Annotated in this window: 14 protein-coding genes; 3 read left to right on the top strand and 11 right to left on the bottom strand. The window is 57.5% G+C overall.

Annotation, left to right across the window (positions count from 1 at the left end):
* Window position 1: 1 nt before the first annotated feature.
* The 9 genes from pyk to puuE all read right to left on the bottom strand — a co-directional run bounded on the left by pyk (window position 2) and on the right by puuE (window position 8,037).
* Window positions 2-1,486, bottom strand: a complete 1,485-nt coding sequence (pyk, locus tag CTT34_RS14630) for a pyruvate kinase (RefSeq protein ID WP_159343089.1) — start codon at window positions 1,484-1,486, stop codon at window positions 2-4.
* An 84-nt stretch (window positions 1,487-1,570) separates the two neighbouring features.
* The gene (locus CTT34_RS14635) at window positions 1,571-2,062 is read right to left on the bottom strand and encodes an ureidoglycolate lyase (protein WP_159343090.1); all 492 of its coding nucleotides are present in this window, start codon (window positions 2,060-2,062) and stop codon (window positions 1,571-1,573) included.
* Between the two features lie 42 nt (window positions 2,063-2,104).
* The gene (locus CTT34_RS14640) at window positions 2,105-2,941 is read right to left on the bottom strand and encodes a bifunctional allantoicase/(S)-ureidoglycine aminohydrolase (protein ID WP_159343091.1); all 837 of its coding nucleotides are present in this window, start codon (window positions 2,939-2,941) and stop codon (window positions 2,105-2,107) included.
* A gap of 104 nt (window positions 2,942-3,045) precedes the next feature.
* Window positions 3,046-3,774: an amino acid ABC transporter ATP-binding protein gene (locus CTT34_RS14645; RefSeq protein ID WP_159343092.1), complete on the bottom strand. Its 729-nt coding sequence runs from the start codon at window positions 3,772-3,774 to the stop codon at window positions 3,046-3,048.
* The gene (locus tag CTT34_RS14650; RefSeq protein WP_159343093.1) at window positions 3,755-4,411 is read right to left on the bottom strand and encodes an amino acid ABC transporter permease; all 657 of its coding nucleotides are present in this window, start codon (window positions 4,409-4,411) and stop codon (window positions 3,755-3,757) included. Before CTT34_RS14650 ends, CTT34_RS14645 begins: the two co-directional genes overlap by 20 nt.
* A complete protein-coding gene (locus tag CTT34_RS14655; protein WP_159343094.1) occupies window positions 4,408-5,085 on the bottom strand; it encodes an amino acid ABC transporter permease in 678 nt (225 codons plus the stop codon). Before CTT34_RS14655 ends, CTT34_RS14650 begins: the two co-directional genes overlap by 4 nt.
* Window positions 5,086-5,093: 8 nt before the next feature.
* Window positions 5,094-5,948, bottom strand: coding sequence for a transporter substrate-binding domain-containing protein (locus tag CTT34_RS14660; protein WP_159343095.1), 855 nt, complete (start codon window positions 5,946-5,948; stop codon window positions 5,094-5,096).
* 266 nt (window positions 5,949-6,214) lie between these two features.
* Window positions 6,215-7,099 carry a MurR/RpiR family transcriptional regulator gene (locus tag CTT34_RS14665; RefSeq protein WP_159343096.1) on the bottom strand — a complete coding sequence of 295 codons (885 nt, stop codon included), beginning with the start codon at window positions 7,097-7,099 and terminating at the stop codon, window positions 6,215-6,217.
* A gap of 14 nt (window positions 7,100-7,113) precedes the next feature.
* Window positions 7,114-8,037: an allantoinase PuuE gene (gene puuE, locus CTT34_RS14670; RefSeq protein ID WP_159343097.1), complete on the bottom strand. Its 924-nt coding sequence runs from the start codon at window positions 8,035-8,037 to the stop codon at window positions 7,114-7,116.
* Between the two features lie 263 nt (window positions 8,038-8,300).
* On the opposite strand from puuE, the gene CTT34_RS14675 reads away from it, so the two are divergent.
* From CTT34_RS14675 to CTT34_RS14685, 3 genes are all read left to right on the top strand, one after another.
* Window positions 8,301-9,056 (top strand): aspartate/glutamate racemase family protein, encoded by a 756-nt coding sequence (locus tag CTT34_RS14675; protein WP_159343098.1) that lies wholly within the window; start codon window positions 8,301-8,303, stop codon window positions 9,054-9,056.
* Window positions 9,057-9,183: 127 nt separating this feature from the next.
* Entirely contained in the window at window positions 9,184-10,554 is a 1,371-nt protein-coding gene (locus CTT34_RS14680) for an NCS1 family transporter (RefSeq protein ID WP_159343099.1), read from the top strand.
* A 65-nt stretch (window positions 10,555-10,619) separates the two neighbouring features.
* Complete coding sequence (locus tag CTT34_RS14685) at window positions 10,620-12,092, top strand: NCS1 family nucleobase:cation symporter-1 (protein WP_159343100.1); 1,473 nt, start codon at window positions 10,620-10,622, stop codon at window positions 12,090-12,092.
* A 138-nt stretch (window positions 12,093-12,230) separates the two neighbouring features.
* On the opposite strand, the gene CTT34_RS14690 is transcribed toward CTT34_RS14685, so the two are convergent.
* Together CTT34_RS14690 and CTT34_RS14695 are read right to left on the bottom strand one after the other, a co-directional pair.
* Complete coding sequence (locus tag CTT34_RS14690; protein ID WP_159343101.1) at window positions 12,231-12,947, bottom strand: GntR family transcriptional regulator; 717 nt, start codon at window positions 12,945-12,947, stop codon at window positions 12,231-12,233.
* A gap of 24 nt (window positions 12,948-12,971) precedes the next feature.
* Window positions 12,972-14,171 carry a urate hydroxylase PuuD gene (locus CTT34_RS14695; protein ID WP_159343102.1) on the bottom strand — a complete coding sequence of 400 codons (1,200 nt, stop codon included), beginning with the start codon at window positions 14,169-14,171 and terminating at the stop codon, window positions 12,972-12,974.
* Window positions 14,172-14,178: the final 7 nt, after the last annotated feature.

Raw genomic sequence — 14,178 nt, forward strand, 5'->3', positions numbered from 1 at the left:
TTTACGCCTTCGCGTTTTCGGCGTGCTGCTCGGTAATGGCCATCACTTTCATGGTGTTGGTGCCGCCGTGGGCGTTCATGTGGTCCCCACGGGTCAGGATGACGTGATCACCCGGCTTAGCCACGCCCTGCTTCACCAACAGCGTAAGGGCTTGGTCGTTAAGCTCGGTGGCGGTCATTTCTGAGGTATCGAAGGGAAGTGAGACCACGCCGCGGTACATGGCCATACGGCGCTGGGCAATCGGGTTGTGAGCCAAGCCAACGATGGGCAAGCCCGAACGAATGCGTGAGGCAATCAGCGGCGTGTAACCGGAGGCGGTCATGCAGGCAATCGCGACCACGCCTTTCATGTGGTTAGCGGCATACATGGCCGAAAGGGCAATGGTTTCATCCGGGCGGGTAAAGCCTTCGTGGATACGGTGTCCCGACTCTTGGGCGACCCGCTCACGCTCGGCACCCAGGCACACACGCGCCATCGCTTCTACGGTTTCTAGCGGGTAGTCGCCTGCGGCAGTTTCCGCAGAGAGCATGACCGCATCGCTGCCATCCAGCACCGCGTTAGCCACGTCGAAGACTTCAGCGCGGGTGGGCAGCGGCGCGGAGATCATGCTCTCCATCATTTGGGTGGCGGTAATCACCGCGCGGTTAAGCGAACGGGCGCGTTTAATCATGCGCTTTTGCACGCCGACCAGTTTGGCATCGCCAATTTCCACGCCGAGGTCGCCACGGGCCACCATCACCGCTTCGGAGGCTTCGATAATGCCATCCAGCGTGGCGTCATCGGCCACGGCTTCGGCGCGCTCCACTTTGGCAACGAGGCCAATTTCCTTGCCCTCTTCACCCAGCAGGCGGCGGGCTTCCAGCATATCCTCCGCTGAACGGGGAAAGGAAATAGCCAAATAATCAACGCCAATCTCGACGGCGGTTTTCAGGTCGGTTTTATCTTTTTCTGTCAGCGCGGGAGCAGATAGCCCGCCGCCCTGCTTGTTAATGCCTTTATGATTAGAGAGCTTGCCGCCCACCACCACCTCGGTGTGAACCTGCTTGCCCTCTACACGGGTAACATCCAGCACCACGCGGCCATCATCCAGCAGCAGGCGGTCCCCCGCCGATACGTCATCGGCCAAGGTTTTGTAATCACAGCCAACGCTGTGGATATCACCGGCATCGCTGTCCATGGCCATATCCAGTACGAACGGCTGGCCCTCTTCCAAATACACTGCCCCCTCTTTAAAGCGGGCAACGCGAATTTTGGGGCCTTGCAAATCACCTAGCGCGGCCACGCTACGGCCTAGCTGAGCGGCGATTTCACGCACACGGGCAAGGCGGCGACGATGGTCGTCGGCCGTGCCGTGGGAAAAGTTCAAGCGGACCACATCCACCCCCGCCTTCAACATGGCTTCCAGCACGCCTTCACGGTCGCTGGCGGGGCCGAGGGTCGCGACAATTTTGGTACGACGAAGGGGGATATGGGTGTTTGCGCTCATAAATGTCCTAACCGTTCATAGAGTGGAGTGTCAGCTTATCAGGATAACCCAACCAAGATGACACTCGCATGCACTTGCGGTGGGCTATTCCGCTAAAGTGACGGTAACATCCAGGGGATATTCGTCACAGTTATTGCCATCCCCACCGCGATCCACCACCAGGAATTCCCCTTCGCGCTCCAGCACCGACTGAATCGCGTGCCAAGTACCGGCGCGGTAGTTCACCCCTTGGCGGCCGTCGGTCACAAACGCCTGCACCTCGTTTGGCGCAATGGTGTCGCCAGGCGGTGCCACTACCACAATAAAGCGCTCCTGATGCAGCGGCATAAACGCTTGAGTGCCCTGGGGGTGGCGCTCTAAAAACGTGAGGTTGAGCGGCAGCGTCACTGGCTGGCTGACAAAAATATTGATCAGCGTTCGAGCGTTGTCACCGAGGGTTTCCACCTTGGCGAGATCGTGATGGCGCTGGGTGCGCCCGGCGTTAATTGGATACGACGCGGAGGTGCGGGCATCGATGACGTCTCCAAAGGGCGCAAACGCCTCCGCCGTTAGCGGCTTTGCCGTCAGATGTAACATAGCATCATCCTAACGAGTGATCGTTGTGGTGGGCTTCCCAACTCAGATTTTGAGCGCCGCATGGCGGTTAACGTCTTTATACAGCAGGTAGCGGAACGGGCCAGGGCCGCCGGCGTAGCACGCCTGAGGGCAGAAGGCGCGTAACCACATAAAGTCGCCCGCTTCCACTTCGACCCACTGCTGGTTCAAGTGATACACCGCTTTGCCTTCAAGGACGTAGAGGCCGTGTTCCATCACGTGGGTTTCATCAAACGGAATCACGCCGCCCGGCTGAAAGGTGACGATATTGACGTGCATATCGTGGCGCACGTCGTTAGGGTCGACAAAACGCGTCGTGGCCCAGCGGCCTTCAGTGCCCGGCATTTCGATCGGCGCGATCTCCTGCTCGTTGGTCACGAAGGCTTTGGGCACTTCCAGACCTTCTACATACTCGTAGGCTTTGCGCACCCAGTGGAAGCGCACCGGTTCGCGGGTCTCGTTGCGCACCTGCCAGTGGCTGCCAGGAGGAATAAACGCGTAGCCACCCGGCCCCATCGTATGGCGCTCGCCCGCTAAAGTGAGCGTTAACTCACCCTCCACAATAAACAACACGCCTTCCGCTTGGGGGTCTAGCTCAGGCTTATCGCTACCGCCCTCGGGCTGCACTTCCATGATGTACTGGGAGAAGGTTTCCGCAAACCCTGACAGCGGACGCGCCAGCACCCATAACCGAGTCCCCTCCCAAAACGGCAGGTTGCTGGTCACGATATCGCGCATCACCCCTTTGGGGATCAGTGCATAGGCCTCGGTAAAGACCGCACGATCAGCGGTGAGCTGGGTTTGCGGCGGGTGCCCGCCGGTGGGGGCGTAATAGTGAGCGGGTTGGCGTGTTGTTGGCATTGTCTCTCCCTGGAGTGAGTGGCGTACTCAGCGGTCATGGCAGCATGAGGATGCTGCGCCTATTTCTTGTATACAATATTACGCGGTGCGACTTCAGACAAACCTTAAAGCACCGCAGAGATAAACTGCTTAAGCTCTGGGGTTTTAGGATTACTGAACAGCTCGGCAGGCTCACCCTCTTCGTGTATGCGCCCCTGGTGCATAAACACCACGCGGTCGGCCACATCCCGAGCAAAGCCCATTTCGTGGGTGACCAAAATCAGCGTCATGCCTTCTGCCGCCAACGCTTCCAGCACGCGCAGTACTTCGCCGACTAACTCAGGGTCTAGCGCTGAGGTGACTTCATCACACAGCAGCACCTTCGGGCGCATGGCCAGCGCCCGGGCAATCGCTACCCGCTGCTGCTGGCCGCCGGAAAGCTGGGCGGGGTAAGCATCGTACTTATCCCCCAGGCCGACTTTCTCCAGCACCTCGCGGGCGACTTTCTCGACATCGGCACGGGCTTCGCCACGCACTACCACGGGTGCCAAGCAAACATTTTCACCCACGGTTTTATGGGGAAACAGGTTAAAGCTCTGAAACACCATGCCGACGTTTTCGCTAAGCTCTTTGGGCGACATGGTACCGGCATCGAGCTGCTGTTCGGCAATGGTAATCTCGCCGCTATCGTGCTGTTCGAGCTGGTTCAAGCAGCGCAGCAGCGTGCTTTTGCCTGAACCGCTGCGGCCGATAATGGCGACCACTTCCCCCTGGGCAACGTTGAGGTCGATCCCTTTGAGCACCTGCAGGTCGCCAAAGGCTTTATGAACGTTATTAACGCAGACCAGCGTCATAGAGCTTTTTCTCCAAATGGCGCGCGTAGCAGGAGAGCGGGTAGCACAGCGCGAAGTAAAAAAGGGCCACGAGGGTGAAAATAGTGAACGGCTCGAAGGTGGCGTTATTCAGCATCGTGCCCGCTTTTGTGAGCTCCACGAAGCCAATGATGGACGCCAGCGCGGTGCCTTTAATCACCTGAACCGAAAACCCCACCGTGGGCGGTATCGAGAGCCGAAGCGCCTGAGGAAGGATCACGTGGCGCATGGTTTGGAAGTAGTTCATACCCAGCACGCGGGCACCGTGCCACTGCCCTTTGGCCACGGCTTCCAAGCAGCCCCGCCAGATATCGCAAAGAAACGCGCTGGTAAACAGCGTGAGGGCAATCGAAGCCGCCCACCAGGCAGAGATGGGATGTCCCATGGCCGCCGCGCCGAAAAAGATCAAAAACAGCTGCATCAATAGCGGGGTGCCTTGAAACAGATCCACATACAGCGCGGTCAAGCGCTGCAACCAGCGGCGGCTAGAAAGGCGCATAAAGGTGAGCGCCAGCCCTACCGTAGCGCCGCCGACAAAGGCAATCAGTGACAGTACGACGGTCCAGCGGGCGGCGAGCAACAGGTTGCGTACGATATCCCACAGCGTGAACTCAATCATCGTTGCTCTCCTTGCTGATATGCGAACACACGCTTACCCACCAGCATAAAGGCGCGGCGCATACCGAACGCCAACAGCAAGTACACCAAGGTAATCAGCAGGTAGACTTCAAAGCTTCTAAAGTTGCGGGACTGGATGAAGTTAGCGGCGTAGGTCAGATCGAAGACGGAAATTTGCGACACCACCGCCGAGCCCAACATGACGATGATTGACTGGCTAATCAGCGAGGGATAGACCCTGGCAAAAGCAGGCACCAGCACCACATGGCGGTAACTTTGCAGGGTACTCATGCCCAGCGCTCTGGCGGCTTCTAGCTGCCCTTTCGCCGTGGCACTAATACCCGCACGTAAAATCTCGGCGCTGTAAGCAGCCAGGTTCAACGTCATGGCAATAAAGGCAGCCGTGATGGCGTCGATTTTGATACCGAGGCCCGGCAAACCAAAAAAGATAAAAAATAGCTGCACAATAAAAGGGGTGTTACGGGTGACTTCGACATAGCCGCCTAGCCCCCAGCGCATCCAAGGCTGCCCGTTCACACGTAAATACGCTACCGCTACTGCCAGCCCTAGCCCGGTCAACGTGGTCACCACGGTCAGTGCGACCGTGGTGGTGAAGCCTTTGACCAGCTCGCCGACGTAGGGCAACAGGGTGAGAAAATCGAGTGTTGGCCCCATGCTACCCCTCAGCTACCGAAGTTGTCGGGGAGATCCGCACTGAACCAGCGCTGGGAGAACTCGTTGAGCGTGCCATCTTCCAATGCCTGAGCGATCAGGCGATTCACTTCTTCTAACAGCGCTGGCTCATTCTTGTTCAGCCCCACGTAGCAGGGAGAGTCTTTCAGTTGATACATTAATGACGGCGCGCGATTGCTGTTACGTTCGGCGATTTCTGCTGCCACCACATTGCCTGTCGCCACGTAATCAACTTGGCCAGAAAGGAACGCCGAGATGGTCGTGGCGTTATCTTCAAAGCGCTGAATGGTGGTGGAGTCTGGCGCGACGTTGGAAAGCTCCATGTCCTCTACCGCACCGCGAGTCACGCCAATGGTTTTATCAGCGAAGCCTTCAGGGCCATCCACACTTTCGTCTGCGTCCGCACTAAACACACCGAGGAAGAACGGCGCGTAGGCATCAGAGAAATCAATCGCCGCTTCACGCTCAGGATTTTTACCTAAACTAGAAATCACCAAGTCCGCCTGCCCTGTTTGCAAATAGGGAATGCGGTTAGCGCTGGTCACGGTAATCAGCTCCAGGGTGACGCCCATTTCTTCGGCCAGATAGTTCGCCATATCAATATCGTAACCGCGCGGCTGTAGATCAGTGCCTACCGAGCCAAAGGGCGGAAAATCCTGCGGTACCGCAATACGAATCGTGCCGCGAGACTCAATAGCTTCCAACGCATCGGCGTGAGCCGCTGTGCTAGTGCTCAGCCCACCTACAGCCAGGGTGGCTGCCATACCGGTGGCCACTACGCCGGTTTGAAGACGTTTCAAGTAGTGCTGAACCGAATCTTTAAAGCCCTGAGGGGTAGTTCCCATGACGCTCTCCTGAAAGTGAGTCGCAAGCCAATGCCGAGAAGCAATATGTGTGTGTCGCGTGATGAAAGCTTTGTTGCACAAGGCAAAACAAAGAAACTTTCGTTTCACACCACAACCCGCATTTGCAATAAAGAGACCAGCTAAAAGGAAAGCAGCTTAAGAACAGCGTGTTAGGTAACTATCAGGCAGGAAAATGCACCCAGCAGGCCGGGTGCACAGAGAATACGGCGGTTATCTTTGGTGCAGAGAGCAGGCAGGCCGCACCATTATTGATGGGCATCCCAATCGACGCTCATGACGGGGGATGCCAGCTCGTTTAACTCAGCGTACTGGTCACCAATTGCGCTGATCCGTTCGCGACCATCCGCTAGGCGTTGGTGCAAAACAGCATTCGCCAACAGGCAAATCACGCTATTGGCGGTGGCGTAGCTATCAAACGCTGAAAGGCTCTCTAGCGGCACTTCTAACCACCATGTGACTTGCGAAGCAAACGGCGAGGCGGTGGGGTCAGCGATCAGCAGCACCTTGGCAGGCGAGCGCTCAAGGGCGGCCATCAACGCGGCAAATGCCGACGGACGGCGACGAAAGCCAAACAGTACCACGGTATCGTGTTCGGTTAAGTCCACCAGCTCTTCGGCCAACGACTGGTTGGGCTGTGGAGCCAAACGCACTTGGCCGCGGGCCTGAACGAGCTGCTGACGTAGATGCAGCGCCAACGGGTAGCTGTTGCGAAAGCCCACCACGAGCACCTGCTGCGCCCCTGCTAACGCATCCACCATGGCAGCAAAGTCGTGGTGGTCAAGATTGCCCAGGCAACGCTGGAGATTTTCCTGCTCCCGCTGAAGGTGGCGCTGGAACGGTGCTCCGCTCTCGCTCTCCTCCTCCATGGCATGGGCATCAATCACCAATGGCACACCCAAATTACGCAGCTGGCGAGCGTGGGTTTTTACCGTGCGGTAGCTTTCAAAGCCTAGGCGCTTGAACAAGCGGCTCACGGTGGATTTTGACACCCCGGTCAAACGCGCTAGATCAGCGGCACTGTACACCGCTAAATCATCAAAGTGATCAAGGATAAAACTCGCCACACGCTGCTCTTGGGCGCTAAGTGCATCAAACTGGGCGGCAATCCGTTGTCCGATATGGGGTGTCATGGTGTCCTGTTTCGTTATTTGGGTGCGGGGTGATGCTCCGCCCAGTGGCGGGCGATATCGACCCGGCGAGCCACCCACACTCGGTCGTGGGCTTCAATATGGTCTAAGAAGCGCTGCAGCGCGCGGAAGCGCCCGGGGCGGCCCAGCAAACGGCAGTGCATACCAATCGAGAGCATCTTCGGCGCTTCTTCCCCTTCGGCATACAGTACATCAAAGGCGTCGCGCAGGTAGGTAAAGAAGTGGTCCGCCGTATTGAAACCTTGCGGGGCAGCAAAGCGCATGTCGTTGGTATCTAAGGTGTAAGGCACGATCAGGTGGTTATGCTCAGCCCCCTGGCTATCGCTCACCTTGGTCCAAAACGGTAGGTCGTCGCCATAGTAGTCGCTGTCGTAAAGAAAACCACCTTCGTCCAGAATTAAACGGCGCGTATTGGGGCTATCGCGCCCGGTGTACCAGCCTTCAGGCTTTTCACCATACAAACGCTGGAAGATCTCCATGGCTTTTTGCAGATGTTCGCGCTCGACATGCTCCGGGGTTTCTTGGTAGTGAATCCAACGATAGCCGTGGCACGCCACTTCATGGCCAAGCTCTTTAAACGCCTGGGCCACGTCCGGGTGGCGCTCTAGCGCCATCGCCACCCCAAATACGGACAGTGGCAACCCGCGGCGCTCGAACTCGCGCAGAATACGCCACACGCCAGCGCGGGAGCCGTACTCGTAGATGGACTCCATGCTCAGGTGGCGGTCTGGGTAGCTGGCCGCACCGATAATCTCGGACAAAAACTGCTCCGAGCCTGAATCCCCATGCAGCACGCAGTTCTCGCCGCCCTCCTCATAATTAAGCACAAATTGAACGGCGATCTTGGCCTTGCCTGGCCAGTTAGCGTGGGGCGGCGTGCGGCCATAGCCGATTAAATCGCGAGGGTAATGAGAGGTCATGGACAGGCTCCTTAACAAAGGCAGAGCGTTTTAGTTTGTATACAAAATAGCCATTTTGAACGGCCATCGCAATTCAACGCAGGGCTAATTAATTGAGATGACGACGCTTTTCGGCTCAACAGCACGCTAACCCTTTGAAACCTGAACACTTGGTCAACTCTACGAGCGCTAAACCGTTGCATGAAAGGGCTTGCGCATCGCAGAAAAGCGCCCTATTTTCGTATACAAGATAGAAAATATTGTTCACATGCGAGTATCACCCCGTGCATATACGCTTGATTAACCCCAATACCACGGCTGCCATGACGGCGACGATTCGACAAGCAGCCGAACAGTTAGCGGCCCCATCGACTACGGTGAGTGCCACTCAACCCCACGCTGGCCCTGTCTCTATCGAGAGCCACTTCGATGAAGCAGTGAGCGCAGTGGGCGTGGCCGAAGAAGTGCTGAAAGGCGAGCGCGAGGGCAATATCGATGCCTACGTAGTGGCCTGCTTTGGTGACCCCGGCTTACTGGCTGCCCGCGAGCTGACCCGCGCCCCAGTGATTGGCATTGCCGAAGCCGCCTTTCACATGGCCACCTTGATTAGCACGCGCTTCTCAATTGTGACCACCCTAGGCCGTACCGGCATTATTGCCGAGCACCTGCTTGAGCAGTACGGCTTTAGCCACCACTGCCGCCGCATTCGCGCCGCTGAAATTCCGGTGCTGGATTTAGAAGACCACCCTGACGCTGCCTTTAGCCGCATTGTGCAAGAGTGCTGCCGTGCCCGCGATGAGGATGGCATCGGCGCGATTGTGCTGGGCTGTGGCGGGATGGCGAACCTCACCCACGCCATTAGCCGCGAAGTTGGCCTGCCCGTGGTGGAAGGGGTAAGCGCGGCGCTGAAGCTTGCCGAGTCGCTGGTGGGGCTGGGCTTACATACCAGCAAATACGGCGATTTAGACTACCCTCGCCCGAAATCCTTTACCGGCAAGTTCGCGGATTTTTCCAACCTAACCCTGCCATCCACACGCTAAAAAATCACGCACCATAAAACCATAACAACCGTACGAATACCGCCATTAGCACGCCACGCCGCAAGCGTCTCCTGGGCCACAGTGCCCAGGTTGCCAATAACATCGATAATCTTGCGAGGACGGTAACATGAGCACTTCAACCTCTGCTCTTACCTCAGATGAACTACCGGGAGCGGCTAGCCCCGCCACCGCCAAAGCCGTTGGGGCGGAAAGCTTAGCTCCACAAAGCACCCGCATTATGGGGCGCACCTCCTACTTTTTAGCCTGGTTCGGAGGGTGTGTCTCTATCGGCACCTTCGCCATGGGCTCAAGCGTGGTGGGCACGCTCAACCTGCTTCAAGCCACCCTGGCCATCGCCATTGGCTGCTTTGTGATTGGCGTGGCGCTCGCCATTAATGGGGCTGCTGGCTACAAATACGGCATTCCGTTTATGGTGCAGGCACGCAGCGCGTTTGGCTTTACCGGCACGCGTATTCCCGGCTTGGTGCGCGCCGTTCCTGCCATCGTCTGGTACGGTTTTCAAAGCTGGATTGGCGCAGGTGCCCTCAACATGGTGTCGGCGACGCTGTTCGGCTTCGATAACCTGATCTTCTACTTCATTGCTTTCCAGTGTTTGCAGATTGGCCTTTCGGTACTCGGCTTTCAGGGTATTAAGTGGCTGGAAAATATCGGCAGCGCATTTATTCTCTGCTCGCTGATGTACATGTTCTACGCCACGGTGCAGCGTTACGGCGATGAGCTTTCCACCAGCCTGCTGACCATGGAAGGCTCTTGGGGGATGCCCTTCTGGAGCGCCACCATGCTGTTTTTGGGCATCTACAGCACCATGATGCTGAATGTGAGCGACTACTCCCGCGAGCACAAAAAAGGCACGGCCCAAAGCCTGCTTACCACCATTTACGCGATGTCGATTCTGCCCTGCACGCTGTTTATGGGCCTGATTGGCTACATGGTGTCGCAAGCCACTGGCACCGCAGACCCCATCCAGGTGTTCGCCAACGCGGTAGATAACACGCCGCTACTAATGATCACCCTGCTGTTTATCGCCTTCGCCCAGGTGACCACCAACGTGCTGAATAACGTGGTGCCGCCCACCTACGTGCTGATGGACGTGTTCAAGCTCAAGTTCCCCGTCGCCACCGTCATTGTGGGCCTGCTGGCTTTCGCTACCTTCCCCTGGAAGCTGGTGCAGCCTGAATCGGCCGCAGGGTTGCAGCTCTTTGTACAAACCTACTCCGCGTTCCTTGGCCCCATCTTCGCCATTCTGGTGGTGGACTACTATGTGATTCGCCGCCGCACGCTGGATATCGGCAAGCTCTACGACGAAAACGGCCCGTACCAAGGCATTAACCAAGCGGCGCTGATAGCGACAGCGGTAGGTATTATCGCAGCGCTCTCGTTCTCGGCGGTCTCTTGGTATGCCAGCCTCATTCCTGCCGGGCTGACCTACTACCTGCTGATGAAACACTGGCCCGCCTGCCAGCGCTTCACTCAGTAACTCGCCTTGCCAACGCCTGCCACCACCGTGTGGCAGGCGACCATTTCCGGATAACGAGCCTTGCAATGAATGAACAACCCAGCCAAAGCGACCTAAATATTCAGCAGATTGATCCAACGCTCTATAACGAAGACCTCGCCCCGCTAAAGCCAGAGCACCGCACTTGGGGCGCTTTTGAGATTTTTAACGTTTGGTCTAACGATATTCAAAGCCTGTTTGGCTACACCCTGGCAGCGGCGCTGTTTCTCTCTTATGGCCTTAACGGCTGGGCCGTAATGGCCGCGATTATTCTAGCCGGGATTATCGTCATGTTTTTGGTCAACCTGACCGGCAAACCCAGCGTGAAGTACGGCATTCCCTTCCCGGTCATGGTGCGCGCCAGCATGGGCGTGCGTGGTGCCAACCTGCCCGCCATGCTGCGCGCCATCGTGGGTATTTTCTGGTACGGCGTGCAGACCTACTTCGCCTCCACCGCCGTGGCGCTGCTGATCACCGCGCTGTTTGGCGTGGGCAACGGGGGTACGTTCCTCGGCCTTTCCGGGGTGGCGTGGCTCTCGTTCGTCATCGTGTGGCTGTTTCAGATCGCAATTTTTTGGCAGGGCATCGAGCGCATTAAACACTTCCTGAACTGGGCAGGCCCGCTGGTCTACGTGGTGATGGTGGTGTTGATGATTGTGGTATGGGTACAAGCCGGTAGCGAGCTACTGCCCGCCATTGGTACCATCTTCAGCGGCAGCGGTGAGCAGGGCGGCCTGGGTGCGTTTCTCGCCATTGTGGGTACGATGGTGGCCTACTTCGCCGCAGTGGTGATCAACTTCGGCGACTTTACCCGTTTTGTGAAAACCGAGCGCCAGATGAAGCTGGGCAACCTGCTGGGCCTGCCCTTGAACGTGGCGTTCTTCTCGTTTATTGCGCTGATTATTACCGCAGGCACGCTGGTACTGTTTGGCGAAGCGCTCACCAACCCGGCGGATATCGTGGAACGCGTCGATTCGCTGCCGCTGACCATCGTGGCCGCCCTCACCTTTTTTGCCGCTACGGTGGGTATCAACCTCGTTGCTAACTTCATTCCCCCCGCCTACGACTTAGCCAACCTGTTCCCCAGCAAAATCAGCTTCAAAATGGGCGGCTTGATTACCGCCGTGATTGCCTTTTTCGTGGGTGCGCTATGGATCTCGGTGATCAGCCAAATTGGCGTGCCGGGCTTTGTGAATGCGCTGGGCGCTATCGTCGCGCCGTTCTACGGCATCATCGTGGTGGACTACTACCTGATCAAACGCCAACACCTCAATATGCAGGAGCTATTCTCCTCAGCCCCCGGCAGCGCTTACTACTACGTCAACGGCTGGAACACCCGCGCTCTTATCGCCTTTGGCGTGGCGGCGATGTTCTCGCTCTCTACCGTACTAGTACCGGCCTTAGCCAGCTTAGGCGGCTACGGCTGGCTGATCGGCGCAGGTTTGGGTGGGGTGTTCTACTACGGGCTGATGAAGCGGTTTAAGGCAGCGCCCGTGATGGCTGAGCAGAAAGCGGGCTAAGCCATGTAGTGATGACTCACTGCACAATATAGATAACCACCAAAAACGCCACCGGATAAGCTCCGGTGGCGTTTTTATGTTAGTGGGGAGTCTCGCAAAGCGGCCTAGCCGTCATTAAAGCTGAGCCGAGCTGCGTCGCTACGCGCCAAATATCTGCTGCAAATCCGGGACGTTCTCTTCCTCTTCAACCATAGAGAGCGAGGCTTCGATAGCTTTGAGGTGGCGGCTCATAAAGGCTTTGGCGCGTTCGCCGTTGCCGGTTTCCAGGTAGCCAATCAGGTCGTCGTGGTCGTGGGATTCGCAGCCTAGGTGGCCGCGATGGCCGTAGACGGCGAGGATCAGCGAAGAGCGGGAGCAGAGGCGCTCGACGAATTCTGCCAGGGTGGCATTGCCGGAGAGCTGCGCGAGACGCACGTGAAAATCCGCCGAGAGACGAATCGCCACGCTCTGCTGACCGCTGCGTAGGGCTTGGCGCTCTTGGCGGGCCATCTCGCGAAGCTCCGCCGCCGCCGCGGCGTTCATGCGCCTGGCCACATCGGGCATGAGGCCACACTCGATCAACTGGCGGGCATCGAACACGTCTTTTGCTTCATCGGCGGTGGGGCGCGTCACGCTAGCCCCACGACGCGGGGTCAAGGTAACAAGCTGCTCCAGCGCCAGCCGCTGAAGGATCTTACGAATCCCCGTGCGGCTAATACCGAATACTTCCGCTAGCGCATCTTCGCGCAGCCGAGCGCCGGGCTTAAGACGCTGCTCCACAATCGCATCGCTCACCGCCCGGTAAATCGCTTCGTGGCGCTCATCGCCCTCTTTATCAGAAGGCCTCCGTTTTAACGCCGCCTGCGCATCACTCATAGTGTCTCCTGTCTGCGACTCTGATTACTCCTCCCAGGCCGCAATGATATCGCGCTCTTCGTCACTCATGTTGGTGATATTACCAAGCGGCATGTAGCGACTGCCAACGACCTGTTGGATTTGCGCTTTGTGACCAAGAATATCGTCCCAGCTATCAAAGGCATAGCCTGCAGGCGGCGCGGAGAAACCGGCATGTTCAGGGTTGCGGGCATGGCACTGGGTGCAGTGTTGTTCAATGAGCCCAGATATCTGCGCTTGCGTGGGCGCACCGCCAGCGCCTTCTACGGCGGCACGTGGGCTGGGCGCTGCCACCCAGAACGCGAGCAAAATTAGCCCAACGCCTACTGCAGGGTAGGCAGGCTGAATTTTGCCGGCATGCATCAGCACAAAGAACTGACGAATCAGCGCTCCGGCAAAGATAAACAACACCATTACCACCCAAGAGAGCTCGTGGGCGTAGATAAAAGAGTAGTGATTACTCACCATCAGCAGAACCACGGGCAGCGTGAAGTAGGTGTTGTGCACCGAACGCTGCTTGCCGCGCTTGCCGTCTAGCGGGTTGGGGGTCTCCCCCGCTTTCATGGCTTTTACCATGCGGCGCTGGCCGGGAATAATCCAGAAGAATACGTTGGCCGACATCGCCGTGGCCATTACCGCGCCGGTGAGCAGAAATGCCGCCCGCCCGGTAAACATCTGAGTACTTAGGTAGGCCACCACCACCATCATCACCGCTACGGCAATACTCAGCAGCCCATCGCGCTCCATGTTGGGGCTGATGCGCTTACATAACTCGTTGTACACCACCCAGCCGCCTAGCAGGAACCCAAGCGCCAGCAGGTTCGCCTGCCAACCGGTGAGGTTAGCCGCCCAGGCCCAGTTGCTGTCCGGGTTCACTAAGTAGAAACCGGGGTTCACCATATAGAGAATGACAAACAGTGCAAAACCCGATAGCCACGTGGTATAGGCTTTCCAGAATGACCAATGCAGGTCGTTGGGCAGCTTGGCCGGGGCCGTGGCATATTTCTGGTTATGATAGAAACCGCCACCATGCACGGCCCACATCTCACCAAAGACTCCCTTCTCGCGATCTTCAGCTGCTTTGGGAGTGCGCAGGCCGTTATCCAGCATCACGAAGTAGATCGACTCGCCGATCCAGGCAATGGCCGCAATCACGTGCAGCCAGCGCAGCAGTAGGTTTACGAATTCAATGATGTACGCTTGCATGATCCGC

The sequence above is a fragment of the Halomonas meridiana genome (genome assembly GCF_009846525.1).
Lineage (GTDB): Bacteria > Pseudomonadota > Gammaproteobacteria > Pseudomonadales > Halomonadaceae > Vreelandella.